Source organism: Modestobacter sp. VKM Ac-2977 (assembly GCF_026968045.1).
Classification (GTDB): Bacteria; Actinomycetota; Actinomycetes; order Mycobacteriales; family Geodermatophilaceae; genus Modestobacter.
In genome coordinates this window covers 547,975-567,713 of the sequence record NZ_JAPVBQ010000004.1, presented here as the reverse complement: position 1 = coordinate 567,713, position 19,739 = coordinate 547,975, and the positions used below count along the sequence as shown (strand labels likewise).

The following is a 19,739-nucleotide window of genomic DNA, read 5'->3' as shown; positions in this document are numbered from 1 at the left end:
GACCGACCGAGAAGAGCCGACCGAAGTGAGCCGGACCGACGTGAGCGAGGCGCTGTGAGCGAGAAGGACGGCGAGCCGAACGGCGAGCAGGTCGACGCCGAGCAGCTCGACGCCGAGACGCCGGGTGTGGAGGACGCGGGAGCGCTCGAGGCCGCCGAGGCCGGTGTCGCCGACGAGGCGGAGACCGACGAGGACAAGGTCGTCGCCACCCCCACCCAGCGCCGGTCCCGCTCGTCCAGCCGTCCCGCCGGCCGGACACCCGACACGGGTTCCACCGGAACGCGCACCCGCGCCGCCGCCGAGCGGGAACGCGCCGCCGAGCAGCGGAAGAAGCGGGACCTGGGGCGGTTCCTCCGCGAGGTCGTCGCCGAGCTGCGCAAGGTGATCTGGCCCGGTCGCAAGGAGCTGATCACCTACACCACCGTGGTGATCATCTTCGTGGCGGTCATGGTCGCGATCGTCGCCGGCCTGGACCTCCTCTTCGCCCAGGGCGTGCTCGCCGTCTTCGGCTGACCGCCCTCCGCGACTGCACCACACCCGACAAGGAAGAGACCCTGTGACTGACCCCCGCGAGCCCTTCGAGACCGACAGCGCCGTCGAGGGCACCGACCTCGACGACGCGCGTGCGGACGTGCGCGGTAGCGCAGACCTCGAGACGGGCGCCGGCGAGACCGGGTCCGCCGAGGGATCGAGCGACACCGCAGACCAGGACACCGACACCGGATCCGCCGACGCCGTCCCCGAGGTGGAGTCCGGTGGCCGCGACACCCTCGTCGCCGACCCCCTGGCCGAGCCCGCCCCCGACCACGACCCCGTGGTCGTCGAAGCTCTCGAGACCGCGGCGGCGGAGGACGAGGACCCGGCAGAGACCCTGCGCTCGACGCTGCGCGGCCAGTTCGGCGACTGGTACGTGATCCACTCCTACGCGGGCTACGAGAACAAGGTGAAGACCAACCTCGAGTCCCGGATCACGTCGCTGGACATGGAGGACTACATCTTCCAGATCGAGGTGCCCACCGAGGAGGTCACCGAGATCAAGAACGGCAAGCGGACCCAGGTCAACCGCAAGAAGCTGCCCGGTTACCTGCTCGTCCGGATGGACCTCAACGACGAGTCCTGGGGTGCAGTCCGCAACACCCCGGGCGTCACCGGCTTCGTCGGGGCCACCTCCAAGCCGTCACCGCTCAGCATCGACGAGGTCGTCAACCTGCTGGTGCCGGCCACCACCGCCAAGCCGGTCTCCACGACCGAGGCGGCCCCCAGCGCCGGCCCCGCGCCGGAGGTCGAGTTCGAGGTGGGCGAGTCCGTCACCGTCATGGACGGGCCGTTCGCGACGCTGCCGGCGACCATCAACGAGATCAACCCAGAGCAGCAGAAGCTCCAGGTGCTCGTCTCCATCTTCGGCCGCGAGACGCCGGTCGAGCTGTCGTTCACCCAGGTCACCAAGATCTAAGGACCCCCTCGCCCCCCAGCCTTCGCAGGCTCAAGGTGGGGCCTGCGAGGGAGCCGTTCCAGCCAGTCACCACCGTCACGAAGAAGGAAGTCATGCCCCCCAGGAAGCGGTTGACCGCGGTCATCAAGCTCCAGATCAACGCCGGTGCGGCCACCCCCGCGCCGCCCGTGGGCCCCGCCCTCGGTCAGCACGGCGTCAACATCATGGAGTTCTGCAAGGCGTACAACGCCGCGACGGAGGCGCAGCGCGGCAGCGTCATCCCCGTCGAGATCTCGGTCTTCGAGGACCGGTCGTTCACCTTCGTCACCAAGACGCCCCCGGCAGCGCGCATGCTGCTGAAGGCCGCCGGTGTGGAGAAGGGCTCGGGTGAGCCGCACAAGACCAAGGTCGCGACGGTCACCCGCGACCAGGTCCGCGAGATCGCGCAGACCAAGATGGCCGACCTGAACGCCAACGACCTCGAGCAGGCCGAGAAGATCATCGCCGGCACCGCCCGGTCGATGGGCATCACCGTCAAGTGACGGCAGCCGCCGGCTGACGGCGGCGCTGCACCACCCGGGTCCACGCGGACCCGGACAGCACTCGTGGGAGGGCCTCGCCAGGCCCGCGCACCACGCGACCCCCGCTCCGGGGGGAAGGAGAACCACCATGGCAAAGCACGGCAAGAACTACCGCAAGGTCGCCGAGCTGGTCGACGCGGACACGCTGTACAGCCCGCTGCAGGCCGCCGGTCTGGCCAAGCAGACCTCGACCACCAAGTACGACGCCACCGTCGAGGTCGCGATCCGGCTCGGGGTCGACCCGCGCAAGGCCGACCAGATGGTCCGCGGCACGGTCAACCTGCCGCACGGCACCGGCAAGACCGCCCGCGTCATCGTCTTCGCGACCGGCGACAAGGCAGCCGAGGCGGAGGCCGCCGGCGCCGACGTCGTGGGCTCCGACGACCTGATCGAGCAGATCCAGGGCGGTTTCCTGGACTTCGACGCCGCGATCGCCACCCCGGACCAGATGGCCAAGGTCGGTCGCATCGCCCGCATCCTCGGCCCTCGTGGCCTGATGCCGAACCCGAAGACGGGCACGGTGACCCCCGACGTCACCAAGGCCGTCAACGACATCAAGGGCGGGAAGATCAACTTCCGTGTCGACAAGCAGGCCAACCTGCACCTGGTGATCGGCAAGACGTCCTTCGACCAGGCCAAGCTGGTGGAGAACTACGCCGCCGCCCTGGACGAGGTCCTGCGGGCCAAGCCCTCGGCGGCCAAGGGCCGGTACGTGCGGAAGGTCACCGTCTCCACGACCATGGGCCCGGGCATCCAGGTCGACCCGAACCGCACCCGCAACCTCACCGTGGACGAGCCCTCCTGATCGGCGCACCTGTCTGATCGACGGACCCCGTCCCCACGAGGGCCCCGCAGCGCACGTCGCTGCGGGGCCCTCGTGCGTTGGGGGACGCAGGGCCGTGTACTCTTCCTGCTGTTCCCCCCAAGACCGCTGGTCGTCGCACGTCCGCGTGCGATCGAAGGTCCGGAATCGACCGGGCGACCCGCGCAGGTGGACGGTTCGACGAACGTGGCACGGCCTGGGCTCGCCGCCCGGACCGTGAACGTCCCTCGCCCCGTGCGCTCTGCGCCGGGGCGTTCCTCGTCTCCGGGCCCGATCGCCCCGGGCGCACGTCGCCGGTGGTCGCCCGACAGACGAGAGGAGGCCCATGCCCACGCAGGCGAAGGCCGCGGTGATCGAAGAGATCACCGAGCGGTTCCAGAAGTCCAGCGCGGCCGTGCTCACCGAGTACCGCGGGCTGACCGTGGCGCAGCTCACCGAGCTGCGTCGTTCCCTCGGTGCGGGCAGCAGCTACGCCGTCGTCAAGAACACCCTGACGAAGCGGGCGGCGGACTCGGTCGGTCACTCCGACCTGGCCCCGCTGCTCAACGGCCCCACCGCGATCGCCTTCATCGAGGGCGACCCGGTCGAGGCCGCCAAGGCCATCCGTGACTTCGCGCGGGCCAACCCGCTGCTGGTCATCAAGGGCGGCGTGGTCGAAGGCCGCACGGTCGACGCTGCCGAGGTCACCCGCCTCGCCGACGTCGAGTCCCGTGAGGTCCTGCTGGCCAAGCTGGCCGGCGCCATGAAGGGCAACCTCACCAAGGCGGCCGGGCTGTTCCAGGCCCCGCTGTCGCAGGTCGCCCGGCTGGCCGCCGCGCTGCAGGAGAAGAAGCCGGCCGAGGGCGCTGCCGCCTCGGACGACGCTGCTCCCGCCGACTCTGCTGCTGACACCACCCCCGACACGACCGATGCTGCCGCGGACTCCGCGGCCAGCACCGACTGACCCCCTCAAGGAGACACCATGGCCAAGCTTTCCACTGACGAGCTGCTCGACGCCTTCAAGGAGATGACCCTCCTGGAGCTGTCGGACTTCGTGAAGGAGTTCGAGACCACCTTCGACGTCACCGCCGCTGCGCCGGTCGCCGTCGCGCCTGCCGGTGGCGCCGGTGGCGGCGCTGCCGCGGAGGCCCCGGTCGAGCAGGACGAGTTCGACGTCGTCCTCGAGTCCGCCGGTGACAAGAAGATCCAGGTCATCAAGGAGGTGCGCGGCCTGACCTCGCTCGGCCTCAAGGAGGCCAAGGACCTGGTCGACAACGCGCCGAAGCCGGTCCTGGAGAAGGTCGCCAAGGACGCTGCCGAGAAGGCCAAGGCCGCTCTCGAGGGCGCCGGCGCCACCGTCACCGTCAAGTGACCCCCACCCGGCCGCCACCTCCGTGGCGGCCGGGTAGCACCACCCCGCACTGACGACAGGGGCCGATCCACTCCGGTGGGTCGGCCCCTGTCGTGCGTCCCGGCCGCTGTCGCCGGGTGGGGTCCGCGGGGTCTCCGTTCACCCACAGGTCGCGGCGTGGCGGTCCCACGTGCGCTGTGGCACTGGCATCATCGGCAGGGCACTCATCCCGCTCACCCCCGATCCCGCGGCGCCGGGCTCCTGCTGGAGCCCCGTGTCCCTCGGGCCGGGTGGGCGCCGGCCACCCCTCGCGGGTGGGTCCCCGACCGCCCCGGCGGCCCGACGTGGACACCGGCGCTGAGCAGGGGTAGGGTCTCCTGTTGCGCTGCCCTCTGACTGCCAGCCCGCCGAGACGGGTCACGAGGGGTGCCCGGGAACGGCTCCGGGTCACCCCGTGTTGACCGTACCGACGGGGCAGGCATCCGCGGTCAGCCTCGCCGACAACGACGACGACCCAGGACGAACTGCACCCACCGCCCGCACGTCGTGAGGTCCTCGAAAGGACGCATCTTGGCAGGCTCTCGCCCCACCAGCACCACCACCACTGATCCCAGCACCACCGCGGTCGACGTCCAGCCCGGTCCCCGTACCGGCGGCACCGACCAGCAGAAGATCCCCGGCGCGCCGCTCCGCGTCTCGTTCGCCAAGATCCGCGAGCCCCTCGAGGTCCCGGACCTGCTCGCCCTGCAGACCGCCTCGTTCGACTGGCTGGTCGGCGCCCCGGAGTGGAAGGCCACCCTCGCCCCCGAGGACCAGGCCAACGCCGTCGGCGGTCTCGCCGAGATCCTCGAGGAGATCTCGCCGATCGAGGACTTCAGCGGTTCGATGTCGCTGTCCTTCTCCAACCCGCGCTTCGAGGACGTCAAGGCGTCCCTCGAGGAGTGCAAGGACAAGGACATGACCTACGCGGCGCCGCTGTTCGTCACCGCCGAGTTCATGAACAACACCACCGGCGAGATCAAGAGCCAGACGGTGTTCATGGGCGACTTCCCGGTCATGACGAGCAAGGGCACGTTCGTCATCAACGGGACCGAGCGCGTCGTCGTCTCCCAGCTGGTCCGCAGCCCCGGCGTCTACTTCGACAAGAGCCTGGACAAGACGTCGGACAAGGACGTCTACAGCGCCAAGGTCATCCCCAGCCGCGGTGCGTGGCTGGAGTTCGACGTCGACAAGCGCGACACCGTCGGCGTCCGGATCGACCGCAAGCGCCGCCAGCCGGTCAGCGTCCTGCTCAAGGCCCTCGGCTGGACCGAGGACCGGATCCGCGAACACTTCCAGTGGTCGCCCACCATGCTGGCCACCCTGGAGAAGGACCACCTCGCCGGCCAGGACGAGGCGCTGCTGGACATCTACCGCAAGCTGCGCCCGGGCGAGCCGCCGACGCGTGAATCGGCGCAGGCGCTGCTGGAGAACCTCTTCTTCAACCCGAAGCGCTACGACCTGGCGAAGGTCGGCCGCTACAAGGTGAACAAGAAGCTCGGTGTCGACGTGCCCAAGGGCACCTCGACGCTGACCGAGGACGACATCGTCGCCACCATCGAGTACGTCGTGCGTCTGCACGCCGGCGAGCCCGACCACGGCGTCGACGACATCGACCACTTCGGCAACCGTCGCCTGCGCACGGTCGGTGAGCTGATCCAGAACCAGATCCGGGTCGGCCTCTCCCGCATGGAGCGCGTGGTCCGCGAGCGGATGACGACCCAGGACGTCGAGGCGATCACGCCGCAGACGCTGATCAACATCCGGCCGGTCGTCGCCTCCATCAAGGAGTTCTTCGGCACCAGCCAGCTCTCGCAGTTCATGGACCAGACCAACCCGCTCGCGGGCCTGACCCACAAGCGCCGCCTGTCGGCGCTGGGCCCCGGTGGTCTGTCCCGTGAGCGCGCGGGCATGGAGGTCCGCGACGTGCACCCGAGCCACTACGGCCGGATGTGCCCGATCGAGACCCCTGAGGGCCCGAACATCGGCCTGATCGGCTCGCTGTCCTCCTTCGGCCGGGTGAACCCCTTCGGCTTCATCGAGACGCCGTACCGCAAGGTCGTCAACGGCACCGTCAGCGACCAGATCGACTACCTGACCGCCGACGAGGAGGACCGCTTCGTCGTCGCCCAGGCCAACTCGCCGCTGGACGCGTCGGGCCGGTTCGCCGAGGACCTGGTCCTCGTCCGCACCAAGGGCGGGGAGACCACCGACCTCGCCCCGGAGAACGTCGACTACATGGACGTCTCGCCGCGGCAGATGACCTCGGTCGCGACGGCGATGATCCCGTTCCTCGAGCACGACGACGCCAACCGCGCCCTGATGGGCGCGAACATGCAGCGTCAGGCGGTCCCGCTGCTGCGCAGCGAGGCCCCGCTGGTCGGCACCGGCATGGAGCTGCGTGCCGCCGTCGACGCCGGTGACGTCGTGGTGGCCGAGAAGGCCGGTGTGGTCGAGGACTCCACCGCCGACTACGTCACCGTGATGGCCGACGACGGGACCCGGCAGACCTACCGGCTGCTGAAGTTCCAGCGCTCGAACCAGGGCACCTCGATCAACCAGAGCCCGGTGGTTGAAGAGGGCCAGCGGGTCGAGGTGGGCCAGGTCGTCGCCGACGGTCCGTGCACCGACGAGGGCGAGATGGCGCTGGGCAAGAACCTGCTCGTCGCCTTCATGCCCTGGGAGGGTCACAACTACGAGGACGCGATCATCCTGTCGCAGCGCCTCGTGCAGGACGACGTCCTGTCCTCGATCCACATCGAGGAGTTCGAGGTCGACGCCCGCGACACGAAGCTCGGTGCCGAGGAGATCACCCGGGACATCCCGAACGTCTCCGAGGAGGTCCTCGCCGACCTCGACGAGCGCGGGATCATCCGGATCGGTGCCGAGGTCGTCCCCGGCGACATCCTCGTCGGCAAGGTCACGCCCAAGGGCGAGACGGAGCTGACCCCCGAGGAGCGGCTGCTGCGGGCGATCTTCGGTGAGAAGGCCCGCGAGGTCCGCGACACCAGCCTCAAGGTCAAGCACGGTGAGTCCGGCAAGGTCATCGGCGTCCGGGTCTTCTCCCGCGAGGACGGCGATGAGCTGCCCGCCGGCGTGAACGAGCTCATCCGGGTCTACGTGGCCCAGATGCGCAAGATCAGCGACGGCGACAAGCTGGCCGGCCGCCACGGGAACAAGGGCGTCATCTCCAAGATCCTCCCGCAGGAGGACATGCCGTTCCTCGAGGACGGCACGCCGGTCGACATCGTGCTCAACCCGCTGGGCGTGCCCGGCCGGATGAACGTCGGCCAGGTGCTGGAGACCCACCTCGGGTGGATCGCCAAGACCGGCTGGGAGGTCGAGGGCACCCCGGAGTGGGCGGCCAAGCTGCCGGGCGCTGCGCGCCAGGCCGCGCCGGGCACCCGCACCGCGACGCCGGTCTTCGACGGTGCCAAGGAGGAGGAGATCATCGGCCTGCTGGGCTCGACGGTCCCGAACCGCGACGGCAACCGGATGGTCAAGGAGACCGGCAAGGCGCGGCTGTTCGACGGCCGCTCCGGGGAGCCCTTCCCCGAGCCGATCTCGGTGGGCTACGTCTACATCCTGAAGCTGCTGCACCTGGTCGACGACAAGATCCACGCCCGTTCGACCGGGCCGTACTCGATGATCACGCAGCAGCCGCTGGGTGGTAAGGCGCAGTTCGGTGGTCAGCGCTTCGGTGAGATGGAGTGCTGGGCGATGCAGGCCTACGGCGCGGCCTACGCGCTGCAGGAGCTCCTCACCATCAAGTCCGACGACATCCTCGGCCGCGTCAAGGTGTACGAGGCGATCGTCAAGGGCGAGAACATCCCGGAGCCGGGCATCCCGGAGTCCTTCAAGGTGTTGCTCAAGGAGCTCCAGTCGCTCTGCCTGAACGTGGAGGTCCTCTCCAGCGACGGCAACGCGATCGAGCTGCGTGACACCGACGACGAGGTCTTCCGGGCCGCGGAGGAGCTGGGCATCGACCTCAGCCGCCGTGAGCCGTCGTCCGTCGAAGACGTCTGATCGGCCGCCGGCCGGCCCTGACCGAGTCAGGGCCGGCCGGCACCACACCCTCATCGATTAGAAGCGAAGAACTAGCCCCGGAAAGGGGTACATCGAGTGCTCGACGTCAACTTCTTCGACGAACTGCGCATCGGTCTGGCCAGCGGTGACGACATCCGCCAGTGGTCACACGGCGAGGTGAAGAAGCCCGAGACCATCAACTACCGCACTCTCCGTCCGGAGAAGGACGGCCTGTTCTGCGAGAAGATCTTCGGTCCCACCCGGGACTGGGAGTGCTACTGCGGTAAGTACAAGCGGGTCCGCTTCAAGGGCATCATCTGCGAGCGCTGCGGCGTCGAGGTCACTCGCGCCAAGGTGCGTCGTGAGCGGATGGGGCACATCGAGCTGGCCGCGCCGGTCACCCACATCTGGTTCTTCAAGGGCGTCCCCTCGCGCCTGGGCTACCTGCTCGACCTGGCGCCCAAGGACCTCGAGAAGATCATCTACTTCGCTGCGTACATGATCACCTCCGTCGACGACGAGGCGCGTCACCGCGACCTGCCGACCGTCGAGGCCGAGATCAGTGCCGAGAAGTCCAACCTCGAGGGTCGCCGCGACGCCGACGTGGAGGCGCGCCAGCAGAAGCTGGAGGCCGACCTCGCCGAGCTGGAGGCCGAGGGCGCCAAGTCCGACGTGCGCCGCAAGGTGCGCGAGGGCGGCGAGCGCGAGATGCGCCAGCTGCGCGACCGGGCCCAGCGGGAGATCGACCGCCTCGACGAGGTGATGGACACCTTCCGCAAGCTCGAGGTCAAGCAGCTCATCGCCGACGAGGGCCTCTACCGGGAGCTGCGCGACCGCTTCGGTGAGTACTTCGAGGGCGGCATGGGCGCCGCGGCGCTGCAGAAGCTGCTCGCCGGCTTCGACCTCGACGCCGAGGCCGTCTCGCTGCGCGAGACCATCCGCAGCGGCAAGGGCCAGCGCAAGCTGCGGGCGCTCAAGCGGCTGAAGGTCGTCGCCGCGTTCCAGCAGACCCAGAACTCGCCCATGGGCATGGTCCTGGACTGCGTGCCGGTGATCCCGCCGGACCTGCGCCCGATGGTGCAGCTGGACGGTGGCCGCTTCGCGACCAGCGACATGAACGACCTGTACCGACGGGTGATCAACCGGAACAACCGGCTCAAGCGACTGCTCGACCTGGGCGCGCCGGAGATCATCGTCAACAACGAGAAGCGGATGCTCCAGGAGTCCGTGGACGCGCTGTTCGACAACGGTCGTCGTGGCCGTCCCGTCACCGGCCCGGGCAACCGTCCGCTGAAGTCCCTGAGCGACCTGCTCAAGGGCAAGCAGGGCCGGTTCCGGCAGAACCTGCTGGGCAAGCGCGTCGACTACTCCGGCCGTTCGGTCATCGTCGTCGGCCCCCAGCTCAAGCTGCACCAGTGCGGTCTGCCCAAGCAGATGGCGCTGGAGCTGTTCAAGCCCTTCGTGATGAAGCGGCTGGTCGACCTCAACCACGCGCAGAACATCAAGTCCGCCAAGCGGATGGTGGAGCGTGCGCGGCCGGTCGTGTGGGACGTCCTGGAAGAGGTCATCACCGAGCACCCGGTGCTGCTGAACCGGGCGCCGACGCTGCACCGTCTGGGCATCCAGGCCTTCGAGCCCCAGCTGGTCGAGGGCAAGGCCATCCAGATCCACCCGCTCGTCTGCACCGCGTTCAACGCGGACTTCGACGGTGACCAGATGGCGGTGCACCTGCCGCTGTCGGCCGAGGCGCAGGCCGAGGCCCGCATCCTCATGCTCTCCAGCAACAACATCCTGAGCCCGGCCGATGGTCGTCCGATCACCGCGCCGACCCAGGACATGGTGCTGGGCCTCTACCACCTGACCTCCCTCTCCGGGTCGGTCGAGGTGCCCGAGGGCGAGCGGCCCAAGTCGTACTCGACGACGGCCGAGGCGGTCATGGCCTTCGACAAGGGCGTGCTCGGGCTGCAGGAGCGGGTCCTCATCCGCCTCGACGAGGTCTTCGGCGTCGACAGCGGCCCGAACGACCCGTGGGAGGCCCCCGAGGGCTGGGAGCCCGGTCAGCCGGCCGTCGTCTCCACCAGCCTGGGTCGGGTCCTCTTCAACGAGGCACTGCCGGAGGACTACCGGTTCGTCAACTACCAGGTGCCGAAGAAGGCGCTGGGCGCGATCGTCAACGACCTCGCCGAGCGCTACCCGAAGGTGCAGGTGGCGGCGACGCTGGACGCCCTCAAGTCGGCCGGCTTCCGCTGGGCGACCCGCTCGGGCGTGACGATCGCGATCGACGACGTCGTCACCCCGCCGGTGAAGGCCGCGATCCTGGAGCGGCACGAGGACGAGGCCCGCAAGATCGAGCGTCAGTACGAGCGCGGCGTCATCACCGACGCCGAGCGTCGTTCCGAGCTCATCGAGATCTGGACGCGGGCCCGCGCCGAGGTCAGCCAGGCGATGGTCGACAACTTCCCGACCACCAACCCGGTCTGGGTCATGGTCAACTCCGGCGCTCGCGGCAACATGATGCAGATCAGCCAGATCGCCGGCATGCGTGGCCTGGTGGCCAACCCGAAGGGCGAGATCATCCCGCGGCCGATCAAGGCCAACTTCCGGGAGGGTCTGTCCGTGCTGGAGTACTTCATCTCCACGCACGGTGCCCGCAAGGGCCTGGCCGACACCGCGCTGCGCACCGCCGACTCCGGGTACCTCACCCGCCGGCTGGTGGACGTCTCCCAGGACGTCATCATCCGCGAGGAGGACTGCGGCACCGAGCGCGGCGTCCTCATGCCGATCGGCACCGTGGTGGACGGCGCGGTCATCCGCGACGCCCACGTGGAGACCAGCGTCTACGCCCGTGCACTGGCCGCTGACGTGGTCGCTGCCGACGGCACCCAGATCGCCCCGGCCGGGGCCGACCTGGGCGACGTGCTGATCGCTCAGCTGGTCGACGCCGGGGTCTCCGAGGTCAAGGTGCGCTGCGTGCTCACCTGCGAGTCGCTGCTGGGCACCTGCGCCACCTGCTACGGCCGGTCGCTGGCCTCCGGCAAGCTCGTGGACGTCGGCGAGGCGGTCGGCATCATCGCCGCCCAGTCGATCGGCGAGCCCGGCACGCAGCTGACGATGCGCACCTTCCACACCGGTGGTGTGGCCGGCGCGGACATCACGCACGGTCTGCCGCGTGTGGTCGAGCTCTTCGAGGCCCGTGTCCCCAAGGGCAAGGCCCCGATCGCCGAGCTGGCCGGCAACGTCCGGATCGAGGACGGCGACCAGTTCCGCAAGCTCACGATCACCCCGGACGACGGGTCCGAAGAGGTCGTCTACGACAAGCTGTCGCGTCGCTCGCGGCTGCGGGTCGAGGACGGCGGGCACGTCGAGGTCGGCGAGCAGCTGACCGAGGGTGCCGTCGACCCGCACGAGGTGCTGCGGATCATGGGCCCGCGCGAGGTGCAGCTGCACCTGGTGCGCGAGGTCCAGGAGGTCTACCGCAGCCAGGGTGTGTCGATTCACGACAAGCACATCGAGGTGATCATCCGCCAGATGCTGAAGCGGGTGACCATCATCGACTCGGGCGCGACGGAGTTCCTGCCCGGTGCGCTGGTCGAGCGGACGCTGTTCGAGACGGAGAACCGTCGGGTGGTCGCCGAGGGCGGCGAGCCGGCCTCGGCCCGTCCGGTGCTGATGGGGATCACCAAGGCGTCGCTGGCGACGGAGTCGTGGCTGTCGGCCGCCTCCTTCCAGGAGACGACCAAGGTGCTCACCGACGCCGCCATCCAGGGCAAGAGCGACAGCCTGCTCGGGCTCAAGGAGAACGTGATCATCGGGAAGCTGATCCCGGCCGGTACCGGCATCAGCCGCTACCGGAACATCACGGTCGAGCCCACCGAGGAGGCGCGCGCCGCCGTCTACACCATGGCCGGTTACGACGACGGGCAGTACTACAGCCCGGACGTCTTCGGTCAGGGCACGGGCGAGGCCGTCCGGCTCGAGGAGTACGACTGGCGCTGATGCGCTGAATGAGTGACAGAAGGGCCCCGGGAGCGCGAGCTCCCGGGGCCCTTCTGTGTCTCGACGGACGTCACGTGACGGAAGGGGCCGGTCCACCCGGCCCCGCCGGCCTCAGCCCGCCAGGCGGCGCATCGTCTCGACGGTGCGGAGTCTGCCCTCGCGGCTGTCGTCGAGGGGCTGCAGGTTGATCGTGGTCACCCCGGCCTCGGCGAACGCGGCGATCCGCTCGGCCACGTAGGACTCCGGCCCGATCAGCGAGGTCGCCCGCACCAGGTCCTCCGGGACGGCGGCGGCCGCCTCGTCCTTGCGCCCGGCCAGGTACAGCTCCTGGATCGCCTCCGCCTCGGCCTCGTAGCCGTACCGGCGGGCCAGGTCGTTGTAGAAGTTCTTGCCCTTGGCGCCCATGCCGCCGACGTACAACGCGATCCCCGGCCGCACTGCCTCCACCAGGTGGTCGACGTCCTCGCCGATCGCCACCGGGACGCCGACGACGACGTCGAGCTCGCCGAGCGACGGGTCCCGCTTGGCCTTGCCTGCCTCGAGCGAGGCGCCCCAGACGTCGGCAGCACGCTCGGGGTGGAAGAAGATCGGCTCCCACTTCTCCGCGATCTCGGCGGCGAGCTCCACGTTCTTGGGCCCGAGCGCGGCGAGCAGCACCGGGATCTGCGGCCGCACCGGGGTGTTGATCAGCTTCAGCGGCTTGCCGAGGCCGGTGCCCTGGTCGGCCGGGAGCGGCACCTGGTACTTCTTGCCGTCGTGCTCCAGCCGCTCGCGGCGCCACACCTGGCGGCAGATCTCGATGATCTCGCGGGTCCGCTGCAGGGGGGCGTCGTAGGGCAGCCCGTGCCAGCCCTCGATGACCTGCGGCCCGGAGGCACCCAGCCCGAGGGTGAACCTCCCGCCGGAGACGAAGTCCAGACCGGCCGCGGTCATCGCGATCAGCGCCGGCGTGCGGCTGTAGATGGGCAGGATGCCGCTCATCAACTCGACCCGGTCGGTCACGGCTGCCAGGTAGCCCAGCTGGCTGACCGCGTCGAAGGTGTACACCTCCGCGCACATCGCGACGTCGAGCCCGGCGGACTCCAGGTCACGGATCTCGTCCGCGGTCTGCTTGAAGTCACCGGCGTAGCTGGCCTGGATCCCGATGCGCACGCGCCCTCCTCGGCGTCCGTGGCACCCTCGTCGGTGCCACTGCCGCCGACGGTAACGGCCCGGCGGGGGAGTGGGCCCCCGGGGCGCTCAGAGGGCGCGGACGGTGCCGATCACGTGCGTGACGACCCGTACGCCGTCGACGTCGGCCGGCACGCGGGCGCCGGCGCCCGCCTCGGTCAGGTCGACCCGGACGACGTAGTCGGCGGCCTGCCGCGCCAGCCCGACCGCGGCGACGCCGGGGTCGGCGGCGAAGCGGGAGGCCAACGCGTCCTTGGCTGCGCGGGCAGAGGCGCGGTCGGTCATGCCCCCATGGTGCCCCCCGGTGCCGGATCAGGACAGGGCAACGCCTGCCGAGGCCCTCCTTCCGGGGTCGCTCAGCCCGCGAACCACTCCACGTCGAGCTCGCGCAGCACCGTGGCCAGCGGGTTGGCGAAGGTGACGCCGCCACCGGCGCTGCCGCCCGTGGTCGACCCGGCGAACAGCAGCCCGAGTGGCGCGCGGTCCCGGCTGCGCCAGATCACCGACCCGCTGTCGCCCCCGGCGCTGAACCCCCCGCTGACGCCCTCGATCTCCACCTGGTCGTCGAAGGTGTGCACGGCGTCGTCGAACTGCACCCCGACGCCGTCGACCTCGACGGCGGTGATCCGCCCGTGGGTGTGACCCGTCGTGCGCCCCACCTTCTCCACCAGTTCGTCGGGGTCGGTGTCATCCGCGGCGGCGACCACGGCGGAGAGCGGGCCGCCGGGGTAGCCGGCGGGGTCAGCCGTCATGCCGGGGTCCAGGGCGGCGACCGCGGCGTCGACCAGGTTCCCCGGCTCGAGGCGGAACCGGATGAAGGCGGCCAGACTGCCGATCCGGTCGGCGTCGAGACCCCCGTCCGCGACACCCGGCTGGAACACCGGGTCGCCCGCCCTGCCCGCGTCGCTGTTGGCCAGCACGTGGTTGTTGCTCAGCACGAGCAGCCCCTCCGCGCCGCGCCGTCGGACGAATCCCCCGATGGTGCCGGCGGTGACGTCGCGATGGCTGACCGACGCCCCGGGCCGCAACGGACGCCCCCGCCGACGCAGCTCGTCAGGGGCGGGGGAGGTCAGCGGCCGGACCGGCCCGATGACCCGGACGTCGACCTCGTCCCGGGCGACGGCGTCCAGCCCGCCCAGCACGACGTCGGCGTCGACCTGCTCGATCAGCCGGATCGCCAGGTGCACCTGACCTCTGGCGACCGGGGCCAGGCCCAGCGCCACCCCGCTCCACCGGGAAGGACCGTCGACGGAGCTGGCCGCGACGCTGGACGGAGGTACCTCGCTCAGCCGCTTGGACAGCCGGGCCTTCAGTTCGCGGGCGTTGTCGGGGAGCACGGCGTACCTCCGAGCGGCAGGCGCACCACCAACGAGGTGCGGGACGTGAGCGGGTCGCCACCGACCGTAGGGCCGGAGTCCGACAGAAGCGACGTGACGACGGACGACGACGCGCGCCGGGACCCCTGCCCGCCGCCGTCCGGTTCCGGTACGGTCCCCGCACGACCCCTCGGGCAGCGCCCGGGGAACATGCCCGAGGCAACGGCAGTCGGTGCAGGACGGACCGGCCGAACCGGTGCGCAGCCCACATGTCGACCCGGCTTTGACCGGTCCGGCAGGGCCGGGTACTGTGGTCAGCTGTGCCCAGGATGACTGGGCCTGCTCCCGTAAGCGGTGCACCTGGGCGTCCATCGGTCTTCGGATCGACCGGATGTCAGGGGCCACTCCCGTCATCGACGGGGTCCACTGCAAGGTGGTGTGGCCGGCGCCGGATCGCGAGGGGCGACGAGTCCGGTTCGATCAACTGGCCGGTTCTCGCCAAGGGCGACACGCCCGAGCGCGGGGGTCGGAGGGTGGGTCGCGGGCAGACTCGAGAGGGCCGGGCCACCGGGCACACCACACGCAGTGCACCACATCCACAGCACGACCCAGCGCAGGCAGGAGATCCAGGCCACCCATGCCCACGATCCAGCAGCTGGTCCGCAAGGGCCGCGAGGACAAGGTCGAGAAGACCAAGACCCCGGCGTTGAAGGGATCCCCTCAGCGCCGCGGCGTGTGCACGCGCGTCTACACGACGACGCCGAAGAAGCCGAACTCGGCGCTGCGCAAGGTCGCTCGCGTGCGCCTCACCAGCGGTGTCGAGGTGACCGCCTACATCCCGGGCGTCGGCCACAACCTGCAGGAGCACTCGATGGTGCTCGTGCGCGGCGGCCGGGTGAAGGACCTCCCCGGCGTCCGCTACAAGATCATCCGTGGCTCGCTGGACACCCAGGGTGTCCGCGGCCGCAAGCAGGCTCGCAGCCGGTACGGCGCGAAGAAGGAGAAGAGCTAATGCCGCGCAAGGGCCCCGCGCCGAAGCGTCCGCTCATCGCCGACCCGGTGTACCAGTCGCCGTTGGTCACCCAGCTGGTGAACAAGGTGCTCGTCGACGGCAAGCGCTCTGTCGCCGAGGCGATCGTCTACGGCGCCCTCGAGGGCGTCCGGGCGAAGAACGACACCGACCCGGTCGTCACGCTCAAGCGTGCGCTGGACAACGTGAAGCCCGCTCTCGAGGTGCGCAGCCGCCGCGTCGGTGGTGCGACCTACCAGGTGCCGATCGAGGTCCGCCCCTCCCGCAGCACGACCCTCGGCCTGCGCTGGCTCATCCAGTACAGCCGGGCGCGTCGCGAGAAGACGATGACCGAGCGCCTCATGAACGAGCTGCTGGACGCCAGCAACGGCCTCGGTGCCGCGGTCAAGCGCCGCGAGGACACGCACAAGATGGCCGAGTCGAACAAGGCCTTCGCGCACTACCGCTGGTGACGCCAGTCCATCAGCAGCCGCTGCCCGCGGTTCAACCGGGCGACCCCCGGACACCGCGCACGGACGAGAAGGAAGAGGAGTAAGGGAATGGCCCAGAACGAGGCCCAACTCGCCAAGACCCGCAACATCGGGATCATGGCGCACATCGACGCCGGCAAGACGACGACGACCGAGCGGATCCTCTTCTACACCGGTATCAACTACAAGATCGGTGAAGTCCACGACGGCGCGGCCACGATGGACTGGATGGAGCAGGAGCAGGAGCGCGGCATCACCATCACGTCCGCCGCGACGAAGTGCTCCTGGAACGACCACGACATCAACATCATCGACACCCCGGGTCACGTCGACTTCACCGTCGAGGTGGAGCGGTCCCTGCGGGTGCTCGACGGTGCGGTCGCCGTCTACGACGGTGTCGCCGGCGTGGAGCCGCAGACCGAGCAGGTCTGGCGTCAGGCCGAGAAGTACAGCGTCCCGCGCATGTGCTTCGTCAACAAGCTCGACCGCACCGGCGCCGACTTCTTCCGTTGCGTCGACATGATGATCGAGCGCCTGGCGGCCAACGCGCTGGTGCTGCAGCTGCCGATCGGTGCCGAGGCCGACTTCATCGGCGTCGTCGACCTGGTCCAGATGAAGGCCCTGACCTGGCGCGGTGAGACCAAGATGGGCGAGGACTACGCCATCGAGGACATCCCCGCTGAGCTGGCCGACCAGGCCGCGGAGTACCGCGAGAAGCTCCTCGAGAACATCGCGGACTTCGACGACTCGCTCATGGAGGACTACCTCGCCGGCGAGGAGATCGCCGTCGACCGGCTCAAGGCGGCCATCCGCAAGGCCACGATCGCCGGCCAGGTGAACCCGGTCCTGACCGGTACGGCCTTCAAGAACAAGGGCGTGCAGCCCCTGCTCGACGCGGTCGTCGACTACCTGCCCAGCCCGCTGGACGTCGAGTCGATCGTCGGCACCGCGCTCGACGGTGAGACCGAGGTCCTGCGGCACGCCGACGAGAACGAGCCCTTCTCCGCGCTGGCCTTCAAGATCCAGACGGACCAGCACCTCGGCAAGCTCACCTACATCCGGGTCTACTCCGGCAAGCTCGACGCGGGTTCCCCGGTGCTCAACAGCACCAAGGACCGCAAGGAGCGGGTCGGCAAGATCTACCAGATGCACGCCAACAAGCGCGAAGAGCGTCAGGGCGTGGGCGCCGGTGAGATCGTCGCCGTCAACGGCATGAAGCAGACCACGACGGGTGACACGCTCTGCGACCCGCAGAAGCCGGTCATCCTCGAGTCGATGACCTTCCCGGCGCCGGTCATCTCGGTCGCGATCGAGCCGAAGACGAAGAGCGACCAGGAGAAGCTGGGCACGGCCATCCAGAAGCTGGCCGAGGAGGACCCGACGTTCCAGGTCCGCCTCGACGAGGAGACCGGTCAGACGGTCATCTCCGGCATGGGTGAGCTGCACCTGGAGATCCTGGTCGACCGCATGCGGCGTGAGTTCAACGTCGAGGCCAACGTCGGCAAGCCGCAGGTGGCCTACCGCGAGACGATCCGCAAGACCGTCGAGCGCTACGACTACACGCACAAGAAGCAGACGGGTGGCTCCGGCCAGTTCGCGAAGGTGCAGATCGCCCTCGAGCCGCTGGAGATGAGCGGCGACTCGGCGACCTACGAGTTCGAGAACAAGGTCACGGGTGGCCGCATCCCGCGGGAGTACATCCCGTCGGTCGACGCCGGCATGCAGGACGCCATGCAGTACGGCATCCTCGCCGGTTACCCCATGGTCGGCGTCAAGGCGTCGCTCCTGGACGGCCAGTACCACGAGGTCGACTCCTCGGAGATGGCCTTCAAGATCGCCGGATCGATCGCCTTCAAGGAGGCCGCCCGCAAGGCCAGCCCGGCCCTGCTGGAGCCGATGATGGCGGTCGAGGTCGTCACCCCGGAAGAGAACATGGGCGACGTCATCGGCGACCTGAACTCCCGCCGCGGGACCATCCAGGCGATGGAGGAGCGTTCCGGCGCTCGCGTCGTCCGGGCCTCGGTGCCGCTGTCGGAGATGTTCGGCTACGTGGGCGACCTGCGCAGCCGCACTCAGGGGCGGGCGAGCTACACCATGGTGTTCGACACCTACGCCGAGGTCCCGGCCAACGTCGCCAAGGAGATCATCGCCAAGGCGACCGGCGAGTAACCGGACGGCGGTCCACCCGCCGGCCACCGCGAGCGTGAGCTCGCACCCCAGACACGCGAACGACTGCGAAGAATCGACGAGAGGAACCCAGTGGCCAAGGCCAAGTTCGAGCGGACCAAGCCGCACGTCAACATCGGCACCATCGGGCACATCGACCACGGCAAGACGACGCTGACCGCGGCGATCACCAAGGTGCTGCACGACAAGTTCCCGAACCTCAACGAGGCGTCCGCGTTCGACATGATCGACAAGGCGCCCGAGGAGAAGGCTCGCGGCATCACGATCTCGATCGCCCACGTCGAGTACCAGACCGAGAACCGGCACTACGCGCACGTCGACTGCCCCGGGCACGCCGACTACATCAAGAACATGATCACCGGTGCCGCGCAGATGGACGGCGCCATCCTGGTGGTCGCCGCCACCGACGGCCCGATGCCGCAGACCAAGGAGCACGTGCTCCTGGCCCGCCAGGTCGGTGTCCCCTACATCGTGGTGGCGCTGAACAAGGCCGACATGGTCGACGACGAGGAGATCCTCGAGCTCGTCGAGCTGGAGGTCCGCGAGCTGCTGTCCGAGTACGAGTTCCCGGGCGACGACGTCCCCGTGGTCCGCGTCTCGGCGCTGAAGGCCCTCGAGGGCGACGCCGAGTGGGGCGACAAGCTCATGGAGCTCATGAACGCCGTCGACACGGCGATCCCCGAGCCCGAGCGTGAGATCGACAAGCCGTTCCTCATGCCCGTCGAGGACGTCTTCACGATCACCGGTCGTGGCACGGTCGTCACCGGTCGCGTCGAGCGCGGCATCGTCAAGGTCTCCGAGGAGATCGAGATCGTCGGCATCCGCCCGAACTCGACCAAGACGACCGTCACCGGTGTCGAGATGTTCCGCAAGCTGCTCGACCAGGGCCAGGCCGGTGACAACGTCGGCCTGCTGCTGCGTGGCATCAAGCGCGAGGACGTCGAGCGCGGCCAGGTCGTCGTGAAGCCGGGTTCCATCACCCCGCACACGAACTTCGAGGGCTCGGTCTACATCCTCTCGAAGGACGAGGGTGGCCGGCACACGCCGTTCTTCAACAACTACCGTCCGCAGTTCTACTTCCGGACCACGGATGTCACCGGCGTCGTCACGCTGCCTGCGGGCACCGAGATGGTCATGCCCGGCGACAACACCGAGATGTCGGTCGAGCTGATCCAGCCGATCGCCATGGAGGAGGGCCTGCGCTTCGCCATCCGCGAGGGTGGCCGCACCGTCGGCGCCGGCCGGGTCGTCAAGATCAACCAGTGACACCCTGACGGGCGGCGGCCGGTTCGGCCGCCGCCCGTCAACCGGGTCGGGAGACCCGACCCCGGGTCAGCAG

At 69.5% G+C, this 19,739-nt stretch carries 15 protein-coding genes; 12 read left to right on the top strand and 3 right to left on the bottom strand.

Annotated features, from left to right (window positions below):
* The first annotated feature begins 54 nt into the window (after positions 1-54).
* The 8 genes from secE (at position 55) to O2V63_RS19295 (ending at position 12,227) form a co-directional block, all read left to right on the top strand.
* The gene (gene secE, locus O2V63_RS19330) at positions 55-513 is read left to right on the top strand and encodes a preprotein translocase subunit SecE (protein ID WP_269169110.1); all 459 of its coding nucleotides are present in this window, start codon (positions 55-57) and stop codon (positions 511-513) included.
* Positions 514-556: 43 nt separating this feature from the next.
* The gene (gene nusG / locus O2V63_RS20895; protein WP_269169109.1) at positions 557-1,453 is read left to right on the top strand and encodes a transcription termination/antitermination protein NusG; all 897 of its coding nucleotides are present in this window, start codon (positions 557-559) and stop codon (positions 1,451-1,453) included.
* 92 nt (positions 1,454-1,545) lie between these two features.
* Complete coding sequence (gene rplK, locus O2V63_RS19320) at positions 1,546-1,974, top strand: 50S ribosomal protein L11 (RefSeq protein WP_036334253.1); 429 nt, start codon at positions 1,546-1,548, stop codon at positions 1,972-1,974.
* A gap of 127 nt (positions 1,975-2,101) precedes the next feature.
* Positions 2,102-2,818, top strand: a complete 717-nt coding sequence (gene rplA / locus O2V63_RS19315; RefSeq protein ID WP_269169108.1) for a 50S ribosomal protein L1 — start codon at positions 2,102-2,104, stop codon at positions 2,816-2,818.
* 343 nt (positions 2,819-3,161) lie between these two features.
* Positions 3,162-3,779, top strand: coding sequence for a 50S ribosomal protein L10 (rplJ, locus tag O2V63_RS19310; protein WP_269162925.1), 618 nt, complete (start codon positions 3,162-3,164; stop codon positions 3,777-3,779).
* A gap of 18 nt (positions 3,780-3,797) precedes the next feature.
* Complete coding sequence (gene rplL / locus O2V63_RS19305) at positions 3,798-4,187, top strand: 50S ribosomal protein L7/L12 (RefSeq protein ID WP_269159149.1); 390 nt, start codon at positions 3,798-3,800, stop codon at positions 4,185-4,187.
* A gap of 549 nt (positions 4,188-4,736) precedes the next feature.
* Positions 4,737-8,231: a DNA-directed RNA polymerase subunit beta gene (gene rpoB, locus O2V63_RS19300; protein ID WP_269162927.1), complete on the top strand. Its 3,495-nt coding sequence runs from the start codon at positions 4,737-4,739 to the stop codon at positions 8,229-8,231.
* A gap of 96 nt (positions 8,232-8,327) precedes the next feature.
* A complete protein-coding gene (locus O2V63_RS19295) occupies positions 8,328-12,227 on the top strand; it encodes a DNA-directed RNA polymerase subunit beta' (RefSeq protein WP_269169107.1) in 3,900 nt (1,299 codons plus the stop codon).
* A gap of 111 nt (positions 12,228-12,338) precedes the next feature.
* Here the strand turns inward: O2V63_RS19295 and O2V63_RS19290 are convergent, their stop codons facing one another.
* The 3 genes from O2V63_RS19290 to O2V63_RS19280 all read right to left on the bottom strand — a co-directional run bounded on the left by O2V63_RS19290 (position 12,339) and on the right by O2V63_RS19280 (position 14,734).
* Entirely contained in the window at positions 12,339-13,379 is a 1,041-nt protein-coding gene (locus O2V63_RS19290) for an LLM class F420-dependent oxidoreductase (protein WP_269169106.1), read from the bottom strand.
* Between the two features lie 87 nt (positions 13,380-13,466).
* Positions 13,467-13,682, bottom strand: a complete 216-nt coding sequence (locus O2V63_RS19285) for a hypothetical protein (RefSeq protein ID WP_269162930.1) — start codon at positions 13,680-13,682, stop codon at positions 13,467-13,469.
* Between the two features lie 71 nt (positions 13,683-13,753).
* Positions 13,754-14,734, bottom strand: a complete 981-nt coding sequence (locus tag O2V63_RS19280; protein WP_269169105.1) for a hypothetical protein — start codon at positions 14,732-14,734, stop codon at positions 13,754-13,756.
* Between the two features lie 616 nt (positions 14,735-15,350).
* Here O2V63_RS19280 and rpsL point away from each other — a divergent pair.
* The 4 genes from rpsL (at position 15,351) to tuf (ending at position 19,666) form a co-directional block, all read left to right on the top strand.
* On the top strand, positions 15,351-15,725 hold the full coding sequence (gene rpsL / locus O2V63_RS19275) for a 30S ribosomal protein S12 (RefSeq protein WP_036334266.1): 375 nt from the start codon (positions 15,351-15,353) through the stop codon (positions 15,723-15,725).
* Entirely contained in the window at positions 15,725-16,195 is a 471-nt protein-coding gene (rpsG, locus tag O2V63_RS19270; RefSeq protein ID WP_036334267.1) for a 30S ribosomal protein S7, read from the top strand. Before rpsL ends, rpsG begins: the two co-directional genes overlap by 1 nt.
* Before the next feature lie 87 nt (positions 16,196-16,282).
* Entirely contained in the window at positions 16,283-18,382 is a 2,100-nt protein-coding gene (fusA, locus tag O2V63_RS19265) for an elongation factor G (protein ID WP_269169104.1), read from the top strand.
* 90 nt (positions 18,383-18,472) lie between these two features.
* Entirely contained in the window at positions 18,473-19,666 is a 1,194-nt protein-coding gene (gene tuf / locus O2V63_RS19260; RefSeq protein WP_036334269.1) for an elongation factor Tu, read from the top strand.
* Positions 19,667-19,739: the final 73 nt, after the last annotated feature.